The sequence below is a fragment of the Methylomonas sp. 2F7 genome (genome assembly GCF_057126975.1).
Genome location: NZ_CP195203.1, coordinates 574,091 through 591,804, shown reverse-complemented (window position 1 = coordinate 591,804; position 17,714 = coordinate 574,091). Strand labels below are relative to the sequence as shown.

At 51.0% G+C, this 17,714-nt stretch carries 17 protein-coding genes, 2 tRNA genes and 2 rRNA genes; 1 reads left to right on the top strand and 20 read right to left on the bottom strand.

Features of this window, described 5'->3' with window-relative positions; all coding sequences use genetic code 11:
- Positions 1–33: 33 nt before the first annotated feature.
- The 16 genes from ACR64Q_RS02855 to serA form a co-directional block, all read right to left on the bottom strand.
- Positions 34–648 (bottom strand): hypothetical protein, encoded by a 615-nt coding sequence (locus ACR64Q_RS02855; RefSeq protein ID WP_026603475.1) that lies wholly within the window; start codon positions 646–648, stop codon positions 34–36.
- A gap of 100 nt (positions 649–748) precedes the next feature.
- On the bottom strand, positions 749–1,441 hold the full coding sequence (queC, locus tag ACR64Q_RS02850; protein ID WP_026603474.1) for a 7-cyano-7-deazaguanine synthase QueC: 693 nt from the start codon (positions 1,439–1,441) through the stop codon (positions 749–751).
- Entirely contained in the window at positions 1,431–2,075 is a 645-nt protein-coding gene (gene queE / locus ACR64Q_RS02845; protein WP_026603473.1) for a 7-carboxy-7-deazaguanine synthase QueE, read from the bottom strand. Before queE ends, queC begins: the two co-directional genes overlap by 11 nt.
- Before the next feature lie 12 nt (positions 2,076–2,087).
- Positions 2,088–2,948 carry a tol-pal system protein YbgF gene (ybgF, locus tag ACR64Q_RS02840; protein ID WP_026603472.1) on the bottom strand — a complete coding sequence of 287 codons (861 nt, stop codon included), beginning with the start codon at positions 2,946–2,948 and terminating at the stop codon, positions 2,088–2,090.
- Positions 2,945–3,511, bottom strand: a complete 567-nt coding sequence (gene pal / locus ACR64Q_RS02835; protein ID WP_026603471.1) for a peptidoglycan-associated lipoprotein Pal — start codon at positions 3,509–3,511, stop codon at positions 2,945–2,947. The genes ybgF and pal overlap by 4 nt, the downstream gene beginning before the upstream one ends.
- 65 nt (positions 3,512–3,576) lie before the next feature.
- A complete protein-coding gene (tolB, locus tag ACR64Q_RS02830) occupies positions 3,577–4,815 on the bottom strand; it encodes a Tol-Pal system beta propeller repeat protein TolB (RefSeq protein WP_231499697.1) in 1,239 nt (412 codons plus the stop codon).
- 66 nt (positions 4,816–4,881) lie between these two features.
- Positions 4,882–6,450: a cell envelope integrity protein TolA gene (gene tolA, locus ACR64Q_RS02825; protein ID WP_313733531.1), complete on the bottom strand. Its 1,569-nt coding sequence runs from the start codon at positions 6,448–6,450 to the stop codon at positions 4,882–4,884.
- Positions 6,451–6,458: 8 nt separating this feature from the next.
- Positions 6,459–6,869, bottom strand: coding sequence for a protein TolR (gene tolR, locus ACR64Q_RS02820; protein WP_231499641.1), 411 nt, complete (start codon positions 6,867–6,869; stop codon positions 6,459–6,461).
- 44 nt (positions 6,870–6,913) lie between these two features.
- Entirely contained in the window at positions 6,914–7,591 is a 678-nt protein-coding gene (tolQ, locus tag ACR64Q_RS02815; RefSeq protein ID WP_020483188.1) for a protein TolQ, read from the bottom strand.
- Positions 7,591–7,986 carry a tol-pal system-associated acyl-CoA thioesterase gene (ybgC, locus tag ACR64Q_RS02810; protein ID WP_026603467.1) on the bottom strand — a complete coding sequence of 132 codons (396 nt, stop codon included), beginning with the start codon at positions 7,984–7,986 and terminating at the stop codon, positions 7,591–7,593. Before ybgC ends, tolQ begins: the two co-directional genes overlap by 1 nt.
- Positions 7,987–8,004: 18 nt before the next feature.
- Positions 8,005–9,039: a Holliday junction branch migration DNA helicase RuvB gene (ruvB, locus tag ACR64Q_RS02805; RefSeq protein ID WP_197027027.1), complete on the bottom strand. Its 1,035-nt coding sequence runs from the start codon at positions 9,037–9,039 to the stop codon at positions 8,005–8,007.
- A complete protein-coding gene (gene ruvA, locus ACR64Q_RS02800) occupies positions 9,039–9,641 on the bottom strand; it encodes a Holliday junction branch migration protein RuvA (RefSeq protein WP_026603465.1) in 603 nt (200 codons plus the stop codon). The genes ruvB and ruvA overlap by 1 nt, the downstream gene beginning before the upstream one ends.
- On the bottom strand, positions 9,638–10,135 hold the full coding sequence (gene ruvC, locus ACR64Q_RS02795; protein ID WP_026603464.1) for a crossover junction endodeoxyribonuclease RuvC: 498 nt from the start codon (positions 10,133–10,135) through the stop codon (positions 9,638–9,640). The genes ruvA and ruvC overlap by 4 nt, the downstream gene beginning before the upstream one ends.
- 33 nt (positions 10,136–10,168) lie before the next feature.
- Positions 10,169–10,921: a YebC/PmpR family DNA-binding transcriptional regulator gene (locus ACR64Q_RS02790; RefSeq protein WP_026603463.1), complete on the bottom strand. Its 753-nt coding sequence runs from the start codon at positions 10,919–10,921 to the stop codon at positions 10,169–10,171.
- A 68-nt stretch (positions 10,922–10,989) separates the two neighbouring features.
- Entirely contained in the window at positions 10,990–11,631 is a 642-nt protein-coding gene (locus tag ACR64Q_RS02785; RefSeq protein WP_026603462.1) for an HAD-IB family phosphatase, read from the bottom strand.
- Positions 11,628–13,211, bottom strand: a complete 1,584-nt coding sequence (gene serA, locus ACR64Q_RS02780) for a phosphoglycerate dehydrogenase (protein WP_036277893.1) — start codon at positions 13,209–13,211, stop codon at positions 11,628–11,630. Before serA ends, ACR64Q_RS02785 begins: the two co-directional genes overlap by 4 nt.
- Before the next feature lie 95 nt (positions 13,212–13,306).
- Between serA and ACR64Q_RS02775 the strand changes: the two genes are divergently transcribed.
- Positions 13,307–13,783, top strand: coding sequence for a TlpA family protein disulfide reductase (locus tag ACR64Q_RS02775; RefSeq protein ID WP_313733527.1), 477 nt, complete (start codon positions 13,307–13,309; stop codon positions 13,781–13,783).
- A 163-nt stretch (positions 13,784–13,946) separates the two neighbouring features.
- On the opposite strand, the gene rrf is transcribed toward ACR64Q_RS02775, so the two are convergent.
- The 4 genes from rrf to ACR64Q_RS02755 form a co-directional block, all read right to left on the bottom strand.
- Positions 13,947–14,062, bottom strand: a 5S ribosomal RNA gene (gene rrf, locus ACR64Q_RS02770).
- A 153-nt stretch (positions 14,063–14,215) separates the two neighbouring features.
- A 23S ribosomal RNA gene (locus ACR64Q_RS02765) occupies positions 14,216–17,111 on the bottom strand.
- A 322-nt stretch (positions 17,112–17,433) separates the two neighbouring features.
- Positions 17,434–17,509, bottom strand: a tRNA-Ala gene (locus tag ACR64Q_RS02760).
- A 118-nt stretch (positions 17,510–17,627) separates the two neighbouring features.
- A tRNA-Ile gene (locus ACR64Q_RS02755) sits at positions 17,628–17,704 on the bottom strand.
- Positions 17,705–17,714 lie beyond the last annotated feature (10 nt).

Here is a 17,714-nt window from a genome sequence, read left to right as displayed (position 1 = left end):
TACCTCTTGGCCAGACTGGGTTTGGTGGGTGCGCTATTCGGTGACGTTTATAATCGTCAAAGCACTCCGGCATTTATGTACTTTATCGTTGATTATTTGCGCGGCGTTATCGACGCTTTCCGCGACCGCTTGCAGACTTTGCAGATACTCTCCCGCTTGCGAAGCCTCGATGCGGGAGTTGGCAGCAATCACCCGGGCCGCCCTGGCCGGATGCATCACATCAGCCAACTTAATCAATAATTCCGAAACCTGGATAATAAACTCTCGATGACAAATCTGAGTTCTTAGCCTGACTTCTTGCAATGGGGCGTTCAAGGAATCGGCATATCTGGCGCCGACGGCTAACTGTCCAACTTTCTCGAAGCGTCTGCACGCTTCGGTCATACGTTGTTCATTGACTGTCAGGCGATAAAGGTGGAAAGCGTATTCGTTGATGTTATTGACCAATTCGATCGTATCCTTGGCCAATTCGTTAATGAAGTCGGTGATGGGTTGGAAACCCTTGGCCTTTTCCCCGGCTCGAAAGGCAATGGCTTTGGCATTGGCTGCCGCTAGGGAAATTTCCTTGGCCACTTCCATCACCGCGCTCAATTCGGCGGCTATAGAAGCCACGGCGACAAATTGGGACTTGGTTTGTTTGACTTGCATACTGAAAGACCCTCAGATCGACGATAAATTTATTTATAGCTTAGCCGACAAATAAATACCCGTGCTATTTGAGTTTCTAATAAATGCGCGTCAACCCCGGTTATTTAGGTCGATAATGAGTTGGATCAGCCACGCCCAGATTTTGAAAACCGGCCGCCCGCAATCTGCAGGCATCGCAAACGCCACAGGCTCTACCTTTAATATCAGCAGAGTAACAAGATACGGTATCCGCGTAATCGACGCCCAGCTCCAAACCTTTTTGAATAATCTCAGCTTTGCTCAAAGCTATCAGCGGTGTGTGAATTTGAATTTTATGGCCTTCCACTCCCGCTTTGGTGCCCAGGTTGGCCATATCTTGAAAAGCTTTGATAAATTCCGGCCGACAATCGGGGTAACCGGAATAATCGACGGCGTTCACACCGATGAACACATCGTGAGCGTTCACCACTTCCGCCCAACCCAGGGCAAACGCCAGAAATATAGTATTTCTGGCCGGCACATAAGTCACCGGAATGCCGGCTTGCGGCGAAGTCGGTACATCGATCCGCGCATCGGTCAACGCAGAACCGCCTATTGCGCTCAACCCGAGGTTGATGATCTTATGATCAGCGACCTGGTAATGCTTGGCGATTCTCCGCGAAGCTTCCAATTCGGCATTGTGGCGCTGGCCGTAATCGAAACTCAAGGCGTAGCAAGTAAAGCCTTGTTGTTTGGCAAGTGCCAACACCGTAATGGAATCCAGGCCGCCGGACAATAAAATGATTGCCGGCCTGGAACTGCTGTTATTTTCCACGCGCGTCGTTCCAAAGAAATTTATGTAATTGAATTTGAAACCTAACCTGTAATTGGTCGGCCAAAATACGCTCGGCCAGCTCGGTATGTGACATCACATCCATCACCGGCGAGAACAGTACTTGGCAATGTTCGACTAAGCGATAGAGCTCAAGTTGCTGCTTGGCCCATTGGTAATCGGCGGCATCGGCAATCACGAATTTGACTTGGTCGTGCGCCGTTAAATACTGGATATTGTCATATCGATTGCGCTCAAGTTCACCTGAGCTCGGCGTTTTCAAATCCATGACTTTACTGACCCGGCTGTCAACCATCGACACATCCAAGGCACCGCTGGTTTCCAGCGAAACCTGGTAACCGGCATCCAACAAGCGAAGCATCAAAGGATTACAGGCAGGTTGAGCTAAAGGTTCGCCACCGGTTACCGTCACATAGCGGGTGTTGTAGCGGCCAACCTGCTGAAGAATATCGTCGAGGCTAAGTTTATCGCCGCCGCTGAAAGCATAGGCAGTATCGCAATAGGTGCAACGCAAGGGGCAGCCGGTCAAGCGAATAAAGACAGTGGGCAGCCCCACCGTATTCGCCTCACCCTGTAGGGAATAGAATACTTCGGTAATACGTAGCGTTTGCTCCATCCGTACGCCAATTTATTGCGGCATTTGCGCCAGCTTTTTTTCCGCCAAATGCGCAGCAGTAGTGCCTGGATAGCTGGTAGTCACCCGCGTTAGATAATCGCGAGCTTTTGCGGTGTTTTGCAGATCGAATTCGATATAGCCCAGTTTCAACAAGGCGTCCGGCACTTTAGAGCTGTTGGGGTATTGGCTGACCACCTTATTAAATGCAGCACGCGCCGCATCGAATTCACGATTGATCTTATGCGCTTCCGCCAGCCAATACTGAGAATTGTCGGCAAACTCGCCTGCTGGAAAGTCTTTCAGCAAATCCTGAAACATTTTGATGGCTTGGGCATTGTGGCCGTTACGCAAAGTATCGTAAGCCGACTGATAACGTTCCTTTTCGTTGCCTTGTGCCGCCGTCGCAGCCGGCTTATTGTCCACTACAGGCGCAGCCAGAGCTGGCGTCGCAGTTGCAACTGGCGCCGGGGTTGGTGCAACCGGGGCCGCTGGTGCGGGAGGTTGAGCAGCAGTGGCTGCCGCTTGTCCAGTCACAGCCGTATCGGCAGAAGCTGGCGCGGGCGATTGACTCTGCGGCGCTTGCCCACCGGCGGTAAGCGCCTGCATCCGATCATCAAGATCGGAGTACATATTGCTTTGTTTTCTTTGCAAGTCGGCGATGGTCTGGGATTGCTCCTCGACCATGCCGCGCAATTGTTGCACTTCCGACTGTAACTGCTCCAATCTGCCCAATACCTCAAAAATAGCATTGTCAGTAGCGGCCGGCTGCGCATAAGCATTCGCAGCCGGATAACCGGCACCATTAGGCGCAGCGCCAGCTTCGGCACATAAGCCAAAGCCGAGACTCAGGATCAGAAGCGCACGCTTACTCATTGATAGCCAACTTCCACGCGGCGATTTTGCTGCCAAGCTGATTCGTCATGACCCGACACAACAGGTTTTTCTTCGCCATAACTAACCACTTCCAATTGGCTCGCGGTGACACCTTGCGAACGCATCATTCTCTCTACTGATTTAGAACGTTGCTCGCCCAGCGCGATGTTGTATTCGCTGGAACCGCGCTCGTCGGCATGGCCGGACAGGATAACGTGTTGATTAGGATGTGAAGCCAAATAACGCGCATGCGCGGCCACGACAGGCACGTATTCTTGTTTCACTTGGCTGCTATCGATTTCGAAGTAAATGACCTGTTTGGACAACGGATTGTTAGGGTCGCTGAACTCAGGCCCCAGGTTCGCGCCGGAACCGGAGCCGAAGCTGCTGCCATTGCCTGAGCCGAATTGGCTACCAGACATAGATCCATCGGCCAGACCGCTGGTTGAGGCATCGGTACCTTGGGTGGAATCCGCCAAACCTTCTTCTTCGGTTGAGCTACAGCCTGTTGTTACCAAAATCGCAGTCATGGCCAAAGCCAAATAGGTTTTGTTAAATCTCATCAATTTTCTCCAATATATAAATTAAAACTCAGGTAGCGATAGTGTGAGGGCTATCGCGCTTGCAATCAAGGTGCCCAGGCCGGTTCACGGACCTCGCCACTCTCGAATGCCAATTTCTGTTGCATCGCGCCATCGGTAGACACCACCGATAAAGCCGACCGACCGCCGCGGTTCGCGGCAAATAAAACCATGCTGCCATTGGGCGCAAAACTAGGTGACTCGTCAAGATTTCCTTCCGTCAACACATTCACGGTGCGCGAAGCCATATCCATGACTGCAATTTTGTAGCCTCCGCCGCTGCCAGTAACCATTGCCAAGCTCCTACCATCCGCCGAAAAACGGCCTCTAGCGTTGTAGTCGCCCTGGAATGTAACGCGGCTGGCCTTGCCGCCGGAAGCAGGCATCAGGTAAAGCTGGGGTTTACCGCCTTGATCAGACGTAAACAAGATAGAGCTACCGTCCGGCGACCAAGTTGGCTCTGTATCGATGGACAAACCGCTGGTCAAACGGGTCAAAGAGCGACTACCCAAATTCAACACGTAAACATCCGGACTGCCGTCTTTAGAGAGCGTAATAGCCAGACGACTGCCGTCCGGTGAAAAAGCAGGTGCGCCATTGATACCCGGATAGGAAGAAACGCTTTCCCGTTGTCCGGTTGCCAGGGTTTGCACCCAAATTTCCGAACGCTTGGTATGGAAAGATACGTAGGCAATTTTACTGCCATCCGGCGACCAAGCTGGCGCCATAATAGGCTCTGGCGATTCGGCAATCGTCCTAGGGTTATAACCATCCGCATCGGCTACTTGCAGCATAAACTGCTTGCCGTTACCGCGACGAACGCTGGTCACATAAGCAATGCGGGTATTAAACGCGCCTTTGCGGCCGGTCAATTTTTCGTAAATCAGATCGCTAATATGATGCGCCGCCCGACGCAATTCGTTGGCGCCAGCAGTCAAACGGTAGCCCATTAACAACTGGCCGTTATGTACGTTGAACAAATGGAACTGGATGTTGTAGCTGCCGCCATTGCCGACCACTTGACCTATCGCCATATAGTCTTGGCCCAATACCTGCCAGTCCTTGAAGTTGACGCGCTCCGGCTCGCTGGGCTTGGTCAGCATATCGTCTTCCGACAAGGTTTTGAAAAAACCGCTGCCGCCCAAATCAGAACTGATCACATCGGACAACTTGACGTTGCCGATAGAGCCTTGTTGAGCAAACGGCACGATGGCAATAGGCACCGCAGTTTGCGAACCTTTGGTAATCTCTATGGTCAAACCGGCCGCCTGCGCCGCTGTAAACATCCCAGCCAAAATGCCGCCGACTAAAATTCTTGTGATTAACATCATTCTCTCGTTTCCGTTTACTGATTATTCCGGTTTAAACACAAAGGTAAAAACTCTAAATTCCTGATTAAATAAATTTCTATCTTGCGGTACCGGCAAAGGCGAAGCTTTTCTTACTGCATTCTCCGCCGAACGGTCAAAAATCGGATCGCCGCTGCTACCAATCACCACTGCGTCCATCACATCACCGCTAGCCAACAATTTTACCTGAATTGTGCATCTCAAGCCTTGCGTTGCGTTGATCGGCCGCGTCCAAGCCCCCTCGACTTTGCGGGCTATCATTTGCTTCGCGGAATCTACAGCTTGCTTATCCGACGCCGCTTTTGCCGCTGCAGCAGCGGCAGTTTCCGCAGCCTGGCGTTCTTTTTCCGCTTTTTCAGCCGCGGCTATCGCCGCTTGGCGCTCTTGTTCTGCCTTGGCTTTAGCAGCCGCTTCCGCCGCGAGCCGTTCTTTTTCGGCTTTCTCGGCCTTTTCCGCAGCCAGCTTAGCCTGACGTTCTTTCTCCGCCTTGGCTTTAGCTTCGGCTTCGGCCGCCATGCGTTCTTTTTCGGCTTTTTCTGCCGCTATTTTGGCTTGGCGCTCTTTCTCCGCTTTTTCGGCGGCGAGTTGTTTATCTTTTTCCGCCTTGGCTCGTACCTCGGCTTCCGCTGCTTGTTTGGCTTTTTCAGCGTTAAGCGCGGCCTGTTTTTCTTTCTCGGCTTTAGCTTTTTCGTCAGCTAATTGCCTTTCCTTTTCCGCTTTTGCCTTGGCTTCCGCTTGTCTTGCTTGTTCCTGGCGCTTGGCTTCCTCGCTCTTTTGCTCCTGAAGCTTTTTTTGCTGTTCCAGGGCTTTTTGTTCCTGTAACTTCTTTTCCTGTTCCAGCTTTTTGATTTCGGCTTCCTGCTGTTGTTTCTCTCGCGCCGCTTCCGCCAGTTTTTGTTCCTTCAACTTGGCTTCGCGCTCCACTTCCTGTTGTTTTTGCTTTTCCAGTTGCTTTTGTTTCTCGGCTTCCTTTTGCTTTTCCGTCAATTCCTTCTGCTTTTCCAGTTCGGCTTGTTTCTGTTTTTCCGCGACTTCCTTTTGTTTGTCCAGTTCGGCTTGTTTCTGTTTTTCCGCGACTTCCTTTTGTTTGTCCAGTTCGGCTTGCTTCTGCTTTTCCGCGACTTCCTTGGCTTTTTTCTGTTCCAGAGCTTGCCGTTCCTTGGCTTCCTCTGACTTTTTTTCCTCTTCCTTACGCTTGGCGACCAGTTGTTCCTGCAGTTTCTTCTCTTCTAGCGCTTCTTGCTTACGCTTTTCGGCGGCTTCCTGAATTTTCTGTTCTTCAAGCACGCGTTGCTTTTTAGCTTGCTGCAACAACTGCTCTTCGGTTTTTCTGGCGTTTTCCAGTTGCTCTTGATGCTGCTTTTCCGCTTGTTGCTTGTTTGCTTCATTCTGCTTTAAGCGTTCGGCTTCCGCATCGATTTCCGCGCCATCCAATACAGTCGCTTCAATAATATCCGCCGGCGGCGCCATTGGCGCATCGTCAGTCTCCGTTAGAAAACTAAAACTGAACAAAAAGACAATCAGAATATGCAGCGCTATCGCCTGTGCAAGCGAAGGTTTAAAACTTTTCATGGTGGTATTTATTTGCTGTCTGGCGGCGGTGCGGTCATCAAACCCACTTTGGGGGCACCGGTTTTCTTAAGTTCCACCATCACGCTGACGATACTACCGTATTCCACTTCGTGATCGCCACGCACATACAGCTGGGCTTTGGGATTATTTCTGAATACCGCAGCGACTCTGGTTTTAACGGTATCGACATCGACCGGCGTCTCGGCTTCCTCATCACCATTGCCAATATCGACATACAAACTGCCGTCTTTTTTGATCGAAACAATCACCGGTACCTGATCCTGTAAATCAACCGAATCAGCCTCGGCTTGGGGTAATTCGACCTCGACACCGGTTTGCACCAGCGGGGCGGTAATCATGAAAATCATCAACAGCACAAAGGTAACGTCGATATAAGGAACGACGTTAATTTCGGCCATTACCCCGCGCTTTTTGCGCGATCTGCGATTGCTGCCACCTACATTCATTTGCTGTGCGCCTGTCTTTGCAGTAACACCACGAACTCGTCGACGAATAATTCGTAACGACCGGCCAAACGATCCAAGCGCGTGGAGAAGCGGTTATAGGCGATAACCGCCGGAATCGCCGCGAACAAACCGATCGCGGTGGCGATCAAGGCTTCGGAAATACCGGGGGCGACATTTGCCAAGGTCGCATTTTTGATTTCGCCCAAGGCGCGGAACGAGTTCATGATGCCCCAGACGGTGCCAAACAGGCCTATATAAGGACTGGTCGAACCGACTGTCGCCAAAAACGGCAAGGTCTCGTCCAGCCTATCCAACTCGCGAGATAACTCGATTCGCATCGCCCGCTGCGCGCTTTCTACCTGCACCGAAGGTTCGACATCGCCCTTCTGGCGCATCCGCGCAAACTCGCGATAACCGGCCAGAAAGATTTTTTCTATGCCTTCCGGCTCGAAACGGTCACTGGACATTTTTTTATACAGCTCGGCCAAACCGACGCCGGACCAAAACTCCTCCTCAAAGTCGTCGGTGATGGCGATGGCTTGCTTCAATTCTTTACGCTTGGAAAAGATGAAGGTCCAGGAAGCAACCGATGCCGACAACAGGATGAACATAACAAACTGCACGACGATGCTGGCTTCTTTGACCAGCGTCAGGATGGATAAATCGGTATTCATTAGTTTAAATGTTCCAAAATAGCAGAGGGAATCAGTTTGGGCTTCATGCTTTGCGCATCAAGACAGGCAATTCGAACTTCAGCAGCGCACAACAGGTCTTGTTGCCGGGTAATCGATTGCTCAAAGGTAAAATTCGTTTTTTTGTGTTCAATCACTTTTGCATTAACATCCAACAGGTCGTTGAAGCGCGCCGGCTTCAAATAATCGACTTTTACCGAACGCACGACAAAAATCAGGTTTTGCTCAATAATCAGCCTGTCCTGTTCGAAACCGACAATACGCAGCATTTCGGTTCTGGCGCGTTCAAAAAACTTCAAATAGTTAGCGTAGAACACCACACCGCCCGCGTCAGTGTCTTCGTAATAGACCCTTACCGGCCAAGTAAATTCTTTCATTCGTCTCTTAACGAATTATTAATTGGCGAAGATGTCATCGACGCCGGGTTGCTGCTTGGGCACTGGTAAGCCAAAGTGGCTGTAAGCCTTATGCGTCACCACTCGTCCTCTGGGGGTGCGCATGATAAAGCCTTGCTGCAACAAATAAGGTTCCAGCACATCTTCCACGGTACCGCGCTCCTCGCTGATCACAGCAGCCAGCGTATCCAGCCCGACTGGACCGCCTTGAAAATGTTCTATCATGGCTGTCAATAACTTCCGGTCCAGCATATCAAACCCTTGCTGGTCTATTTTCAGCATATCCAAGGCTTGTTGGGCGATCTCACGACTAACCGTGCCGTTGCCTTTTACTTCGGCAAAATCCCGCACTCTACGTAAGAGTCGGTTGGCTATGCGCGGCGTGCCCCGCGAGCGGCAGGCTATCTCGTCGGCACCACCACTGTCCATGCCAATATTTAACAGCTTCGCCGAGCGACTGACGATACTGGCCAGTTCCTCAACGGTGTAAAACTCAAGACGTTGGACGATACCGAAACGATCGCGTAAAGGCGATGTCAACAAACCGGCTCGGGTCGTAGCGCCTATCAGCGTAAAGGGTGGCAAATCCAGCTTAATCGAGCGGGCTGCCGGACCTTCGCCTATTATAATATCAATTTGGTAGTCTTCCATAGCCGGATACAGTACCTCTTCCACCGCCGGACTGAGTCTATGGATTTCGTCGATGAATAGTACATCGTGCGCTTGCAGATTGGTCAGCAAAGCCGCTAAGTCCCCGGCTTTATCCAGCACCGGGCCGGAGGTTTGCCGAATGTTGACATTCATTTCCATGGCCACGATATTAGCCAAGGTAGTTTTCCCCAAGCCGGGCGGGCCGAAGATCAATACATGATCCAGAGCTTCCGAACGCGTTACCGCTGCCTGGATAAAGATTTCCATTTGCTCGCGGAGTTCTTTTTGGCCGACATAGTCTTTCAGACGCTTGGGGCGAATAGCTCGATCCACACGCTCTTCGTCATTATTTCCCTGAGCTGTAACCAATCTGTCACTCTCGATCATTTAACCGCACCGCGCAGCGCCAAACGAATAATGTCCTCACAGCTTTTATCTTCGGTGGCAATCGATTGCACCATTCGCGCCGCATCGGGCGGTTTATACCCCAAGGCGCACAGCGCACTAATCGCTTCTTGCTTCGGGCTGGCTGCCGACCCAGGTAACGAACTTGGCCGTTCATTCGTTGCCGATAGCTTGTTCAATTCCGGCAAACGACCGCGCATTTCAATAATCAAGCGCTCGGCGGTTTTTTGGCCGACACCCGGCAAGCGCACCAAACCTTTTAAATCGTTGTCATGCACGCAACGATAAAATTCTTCGGTGCTTTGCCCGGACAGTATCGTCAATGCCAGTTTCGGTCCGACGCCATTGACTTTGATCAGGGTTCTGAACAGCATGCGCTCGCTTTGAGTGGCAAAGCCGAACAAAATGTGCGCATCCTCTCGCACCACTAGATGCGTATGCAGTTTAACTTCCTCACCCAGTGCCGGCAGGTCGTAAAAGGTGTTCATCGGCGCTTCCACTTCATAGCCAACACCGTGTACATCCAGCAACAATTGCGGCGGGGCTTTGTGAATCAATTTACCGCGCAAAAAACCGATCACGAACTCGCCTTCTGCAAACGCATCGCGGTTTCCTGATAGTGACTATGACACAGACCTATTGCTAACGCATCGCTAGCGTCGATTTGCATATCGCCTTGAATACTCAACAAAATTTTCACCATGTGCTGAACTTGCAGCTTATCGGCATTACCTTTGCCAACCAAGGCCTGCTTCACCTGTCTTGCAGCGTATTCGAACACCGGCAAATCGCGGTTCAAGGTCGCGCAAATAGCCGCGCCCCGAGCCTGACCTAGCTTAAGGGCCGAATCGGCATTCTTATGCATAAACACCTGTTCGATGGCCATTTGCTCGGGACGATACAATTCAATCACCTGGCTGACGCCATCAAAAATCTGCTTTAAACGCTCAGGAAATTCATCGGATTTAATACGAATGCAGCCGCTCGCTACATAGCGAATACCGCGCGGCGTCGACTCCACCACACCGTAGCCGGTGATGCGCGAGCCTGGATCTATACCTAAAATTCTGGTCAATAGTCTATTGGTGCGAGTAATTGTGCGGTGTGATTAGGCATCGAGTGCAGTCATGATGTCGTCGCTGATGTCGGCATTGGAGTAAACATCCTGCACATCGTCCAGATCTTCCAAGCGGTCGATCAGCTTCAGCATTTTTTCGGCCGCATCGGCATCCAACTCGGTTTTGACGTCAGCATGCATCGTCACTTCGGCGTTTTCCGGCTCGAAGCCGGCAGCAACCATGGCATCCTTGACTGCCATATAGTCTTCAGGAGTGGTAAACACGTCGATAGAACCATCATCATTGGTGACCACATCCTCTGCGCCGGAGTCCATCGCCGCTTCCATCACTGCGTCTTCATCGACTCCATTGGAGTAGCTGATAATTCCGACCTTGCGAAACATATAAGCCACCGAACCGTCAGTGCCCAAATTGCCACCAGCCTTGGAAAACGCATGCCTCACATCAGCGACAGTACGATTGCGATTATCGGTCAAGCAATTGACCATCACCGCCGTACCTCCTGGGCCGTAACCTTCGTAACGTACTTCTTCGTAGACCACGCCATCAACCGCGCCTATGGCTTTTTTGATGGTGTTGTCGATGGTGTCGCGCTTCATATTGGCACCGAGCGCCTTATCGATAGCGGTGCGCAAACTTGGATTATTGGCAGGATCACCACCACCCGATCCTTTCGCAGCCACGGTAATCTCGCGAATCAGTTTGGTAAAAATCTTGCCGCGTTTTGCGTCCTGCGCGCCTTTACGATGCTTGATGTTAGCCCACTTACTATGCCCTGCCATTCTATCTCTCTGAATCTTCTAAAAATTTGGGAATTTTACCATCGTCCCGCCGGCTTATCGACCCTTGCTTAAAGTACTAGTGGCAATATCGCCGCTAACGAAGCATCCAAGACGTAACTATCGGCCTGCTCTTCCACCAACGGCCTGCGGACTACGCCGCCGAAACCGATCATATAGGCGCCGGCCAATTTAGCTTCCAAATCGGTCTTGCCATCGCCTATCATTACTAAAGATGAATGATTCATCCTCAGCCGCCGGCAAATCCTGGCTTTGCCGCCACTGACAGCCAAGGGCGAGTGTCGGGCAAAATCCTGATAATTACCGTCTTCGTCAAACAACACATCGACCGCATGCACATGCTCCTCCGGTATCCCCAACTGTTCCGCCAAGGGCAGTATCGCCTGCCGCAAGCCGCCGCTAATGATGTGGATTAACTTGTTTTTTGCTTGCAGGGCTTCGATCGTTTCGCTAACACCCTCGACCATTTCGGTGATATACAACTTGGCCAGCCAGTCTATCGCGGCTTTGTCGGGTTTGATCAAATCCAGCCGACTCGCGTAGACATCCTCGAGAGCCAATTCGCCGTTCATGGCCGCATCGGTTAACGCAGCAACTTGTTCGAATAAACCGTTACGCCTAGCCAATTCATCGATACCTTCGACCCGACTTAGCGTGCTGTCGCAATCGAAACAAATGACGTCATAACTCATAAAGCAATTTGCCTCGCCGTATGGACCGCCGGCACTTCGCAGACGGATTTCAGCACTTGTTCGTTTAGTGGATCCGAAACGCTGATGACCATCATCGCCAATTGGTGCTCGTCGGCGATACTGACCTGCATCCGGGTAATATTGATATTGGCGACGCCCAAGATTGAGCTAATCGCGGCGATCACGCCAGGCCGGTCATCATGACGGGTGATTAATAGAGCACCTTCCGGCACCACTTCGATTTCGAAATGATTGATGCTGACCAAGCGCGGATGTTGATTGCCCAACAAAGTACCCGCCAAGGACACCGATTTATCGGCGCAATGCCCCGTGATTTTGATTAGAGACTGATAGCCTTCTGATTCCTCGGTCTGCGACTCAATTAGCGTTATGCCTTGGCGCTTGGCAATGTTCTCGACATTGACGCGGTTGACCGGCGTGGAAAGTTGTCCACCCAGCAAACCGACCATCGCCTCAGCAGAAATCGGCCGAATTTTTACTTCTGCGGCCTTGCCAAATACTGCCACTTCCAGCTTTTGAATAGGCTGATCGATCAGACCAACCAGCAATTTGCCAAGAATATTGGCCAAGTTCATAAATGGTTGAGCCTTAGTCAACTCTTCTGCGGATAACCTAGGCAGATTCAGCGCATTAACAGCTTCACCGGTTTGCAAATATTTAACCGCCTGACGGGCGATCTCGACACTGACAGCCACTTGCGCTTCCTTGGTCGAAGCGCCCAAATGTGGGGTAAATACCACATTGTCTAGTGTAAGCAGCGGCGAATCCTTGGGTGGCTCTTGTTCGTAAACATCCAATGCCGCCCCGGCTATCCGACCTTCTTTCAAGGCATCGTACAATGCCGATTCGTCAACCAAACCGCCGCGTGCGCAATTGATCAAGCGTGCAGATTTTTTCATCATCGCCAATTGCTCCCGGCCGATGATGTTTTTGGTTTTTTCCAGTAAAGGACAATGCAGGGTCAAATAGTCGGCTTGTTTAACCAGAGTCTCCAAATCAACCATTTCCGCGCCATATGCGGCAAAAACATCCGGCGCTACAAACGGATCATAAGCGATCACGCGCATGCCCAAACCGTTGCCGCGTTGAGCGACTATCCGGCCAATAGTACCAAAACCCAGCACTGCCAGGGTTTTATGAGCAATTTCAGCGCCCATCAACTTGGAGCGTTCCCATTTGCCTTCTCTAACCGATTGATTAGCAAACGGCAGGTTGCGGCTCAAGGAAAACATATGTGCAATTGCGAGTTCTGCCGTCGTGGTGGCATTAGCATCAGGCGTATTCATAACGATGACGCCCTGCTCGGTCGCGGCATTTAAGTCGACGTTATCGACCCCTATGCCGGCGCGCCCGACTACTTTCAGTCGTGTCGCGGCTTTTAACACCCTCGCCGTCACCTGAGTATCGCTGCGAATCAATAAAGCATCGTACTCCGGAATAATCTCGCATAACGCGTCTTCACTCAAGCCGGTTTGAATATGTATCTGTATGCCTTCCTGGGCATTCAAGAAATTAATGCCATCTTCCGCAAGCTTGTCTGAAATTAGTATCTTTTTCATCGCCATGACTGGATTATTGGATAAGGCAGGCATTCTAGCAGCTTTGCTATAATCGCCGTAATGCGCGTTCCCGACAAACTACCGAATCTATGCTTATGAGAATAAAAGCGGCACTTGGCGTCCTATCGGTGATCTGTTTACTTGGCGCAATAGCCTGGTGGCTGACTTACACTAAAAGCTTCGCTCCCAACGCCGTTTTTACAACATTGACAGGTGAACGACTGGCAATTTCGGAGCTAAAAGGCAAGCCCGTATTGATAACATTTTGGGCAACCGACTGCCCTAGCTGTATTGAGGAAATTCCGGATTTGATCGCATTGCATCAGCAAGGCCTGCAAATCATTGCGGTGACAATGCCTTACGACCCGCCTAGCCGCGTGCAAGCATTAGCCAAGGAAAGACAGCTTCCCTATGCAGTGGCTCTTGATATAGACAGGAGTCTTGTACACGCTTTTGGTGATGTGCAGTTGACCCCCACGATGTTTTTAATAGATAGGCAAGGCATTATCATCTTGCACAAAGTTGGAGCATTTGACATGGCATCTTTGCAAAAGCTGCTGCGACATTTATAAACAATTGAGCACTTTGATGTTAGCCGAAGACTCCGACTAATCTTGATATCTCACAAAGTAGATATCAGCGATTCCACCACCGCAAATTTAAATGCCTTTGAGGTAGTCATATTTCCGGCCGAAAAAAAGCCCTGCTAGTGTTAGCAGGGCTTTTGGGATAGGCGCTTGGCGATGACCTACTTTCACATGGCAACCTGCCACACTATCATCGGCGCTAAGCGGTTTCACTTCCGAGTTCGGGATGGGATCGGGTGGTTCACGCTTGCTATGTTCACCAAGCAAACTGGTTAGGCTGTTGTTGCAGCCGTCATGCGCAGGTTTTAAGCGTTTCGCTTTGACCTGCTTTCATGGAAATCTGTATTGAGTTTGTCGTTCTCTTGCGTGTTCAGCTACTGTTGTCTTTTGACTTTACCCAAACGCATTGGGTGTTATATGGTCAAGCCTCACGGGCAATTAGTACACGTTAGCTTCACACATTACTGCGCTTCCACACCGTGCCTATCAACGTCGTAGTCTCCGACGGCCCTTCAGGGGACTTAAAGTCCCAGTGAGATCTCATCTTGGGAGGGGCTTCCCGCTTAGATGCTTTCAGCGGTTATCCTGTCCGAACGTGGCTACCCGGCAATGCCATTGGCATGACAACCGGAACACCAGAGGTTCGTCCACTCCGGTCCTCTCGTACTAGGAGCAGCTTCCCTCAAATCTCAAACGCCCACGGCAGATAGGGACCGAACTGTCTCACGACGTTCTGAACCCAGCTCGCGTACCACTTTAAATGGCGAACAGCCATACCCTTGGGACCTGCTTCAGCCCCAGGATGTGATGAGCCGACATCGAGGTGCCAAACACCGCCGTCGATATGAACTCTTGGGCGGTATCAGCCTGTTATCCCCGGCGTACCTTTTATCCGTTGAGCGATGGCCCTTCCATACAGAACCACCGGATCACTAAGACCTACTTTCGTACCTGCTCGACTTGTCCGTCTCGCAGTCAAGCACCCTTATGCCTTTGCACTCATTGCCTGATTTCCGACCAGGCTGAGGGTACCTTCGTGCTCCTCCGTTACTCTTTAGGAGGAGACCGCCCCAGTCAAACTACCCACCAGACACTGTCCCTAACCCGGATAACGGGTCGAGGTTAGAACTCCAAACATACCAGGGTGGTATTTCAAGGTTGGCTCCACGAGAACTGGCGTTCCCGCTTCAAAGCCTCCCACCTATCCTACACAAGTAGGTTCAAAGTCCAGTGTCAAGCTATAGTAAAGGTGCACGGGGTCTTTCCGTCTAGCCGCGGGTACACTGCATCTTCACAGCGATTTCAATTTCACTGAGTCCCAGGTGGAGACAGTGTGGCCATCGTTACGCCATTCGTGCAGGTCGGAACTTACCCGACAAGGAATTTCGCTACCTTAGGACCGTTATAGTTACGGCCGCCGTTTACTGGGGCTTCGATCAAGAGCTTCTCCGAAGATAACCCCATCAATTAACCTTCCAGCACCGGGCAGGCGTCACACCCTATACGTCCACTTTCGTGTTTGCAGAGTGCTATGTTTTTGCTAAACAGTCGCAGCCACCGATTTTTTGCAACCCCCTTCCGCTCCAGTCGCGAGGACCTTCACGTAATGAGGGCATACCTTCTCCCGAAGTTACGGTATCATTTTGCCTAGTTCCTTCACCTGGGTTCTCTCAAGCGCCTTAGAATTTTCATCCCACCCACCTGTGTCGGTTTAGGGTACGGCCACTAGTAACCTGAAGCTTAGAGGTTTTTCCTGGAAGCAGGGCATCTATCACTTCGCTGTTCTTTCGAACCGCTCGTCATCACGTCTCGGCATAAAGCACCCCGGATTTGCCTAAGATGCATGCCTACCTGCTTAAACTGCCACTTCCAACCGACAGCTGATATAGCCTTCTCCGTCACCCCATCGCAGTTACTACTGGTACAGGAATATTAACCTGTTTTCCATCGACTACGCTTTTCAGCCTCGCCTTAGGTGCCGACTAACCCTGCGTCGATTAACGTTGCGCAGGAAACCTTGGGTTTTCGGCGAGGGGGTTTTTCACCCCCTTTATCGTTACTTATGTCAGCATTCGCACTTCCGATACCTCCAGCCCACTTCTCAATGAACCTTCGCAGGCGTACGGAACGCTCCTCTACCACTCACGCTTAACGCGTAAATCCGTAGCTTCGGTACTATGCTTAGCCCCGGTAAATCTTCCGCGCAGACCGACTCGACCAGTGAGCTATTACGCTTTCTTTAAAGGATGGCTGCTTCTAAGCCAACCTCCTGGCTGTCTGTGCCTTTCCACATCGTTTCCCACTGAGCATAGATTTGGGGACCTTAGCTGACGGTCTGGGCTGTTTCCCTTTTCACGACGGACCTTATCACCCGCCGTGTGTCTCCCGTGCTTGCACTTGCTGGTATTCGGAGTTTGCATCGGGTTGGTAAGTCGGGATGACCCCCTAGCCGAAACAGTGCTCTACCCCCAGCAGTGATACACGAGGCGCTACCTAAATAGCTTTCGAGGAGAACCAGCTATCTCCGAGCTTGATTAGCCTTTCACTCCGATCCACAGCTCATCCCCGTCTTTTTCAACAGACGTGGGTTCGGCCCTCCAGTTAGTATTACCCAACCTTCAGCCTGGCCATGGATAGATCGCCCGGTTTCGGGTCTACACCTTGCGACTAAACGCCCTATTAAGACTCGCTTTCGCTACGCCTCCCCTATTCGGTTAAGCTTGCCACAAAATGTAAGTCGCTGACCCATTATACAAAAGGTACGCAGTCACCCCACGAAGGGGCTCCCACTGCTTGTACGCATACGGTTTCAGGTTCTATTTCACTCCGCTCTCCGCGGTTCTTTTCGCCTTTCCCTCACGGTACTAGTTCACTATCGGTCAGTAAGGAGTATTTAGCCTTGGAGGATGGTCCCCCCATATTCAGTCAAAGTTTCACGTGCTCCGACCTACTCGATTTCACTAAAAAAAGGTTTTCGTGTACGGGGCTATCACCCTGTATCGCCGGACTTTCCAGACCGTTCCACTAACCTTATCCTAGCTTAAGGGCTAGTCCCCGTTCGCTCGCCACTACTTAGGGAATCTCGGTTGATTTCTTTTCCTCCGGGTACTTAGATGTTTCAGTTCTCCGGGTTCGCTTCAGTGAGCTATGTATTCACTCAAAGATGACGTGCTGATGCACGCCGGGTTTCCCCATTCGGACATCTCTGGATCACAGCCGGTTTGCAGGCTCCCCAAAGCTTTTCGCATGCTACAACGTCCTTCATCGCCTCTTACTGCCTAGGCATTCACCGTATGCGCTTATTCACTTGACCATATAACCCGAATACGTCTGTACTTTGGTTATACTGTCAGCTGACATTTTCGCTGATTTTTTCTGCTTGAGAACGACATGCTGTTTGCTTTCCGCCTTTCTCCTTCGAGAATGACTTTATTCAAACCGCAACTCGTTTTAGTTTTGATCATTGCTGATCATTACTATAGTTACAGATTTCCATATTGTTAAAGAGCTATCGGTACGAATACCAATGCTATAAAGTCTTTATCTCTTGATTACGATAAAACCTCATAGCGCTGATGTTCTAACATCGACTATCTACTGGTGACGTACTGGTTTACCCTCAGCGTTCAGCGTGATGGTGGAGCCAGGGAGGATCGAACTCCCGACCTCCTGCGTGCAAGGCAGGCGCTCTCCCAGCTGAGCTATGGCCCCTAAAACAGACTAAAGACCAAGACTCAAGCCGAAACCCAACTATGCACAACCCTACCTATTTCTAACCAGGAGTGTTGTCTGATCGTTTTCCGCCTTATTGCTTTCGCCTTTTATGCGTTGGTGGGTCTGGGAGGAGTTGAACCTCCGACCTCACCCTTATCAGGGGTGCGCTCTAACCAACTGAGCTACAGACCCAGGTGCGTCT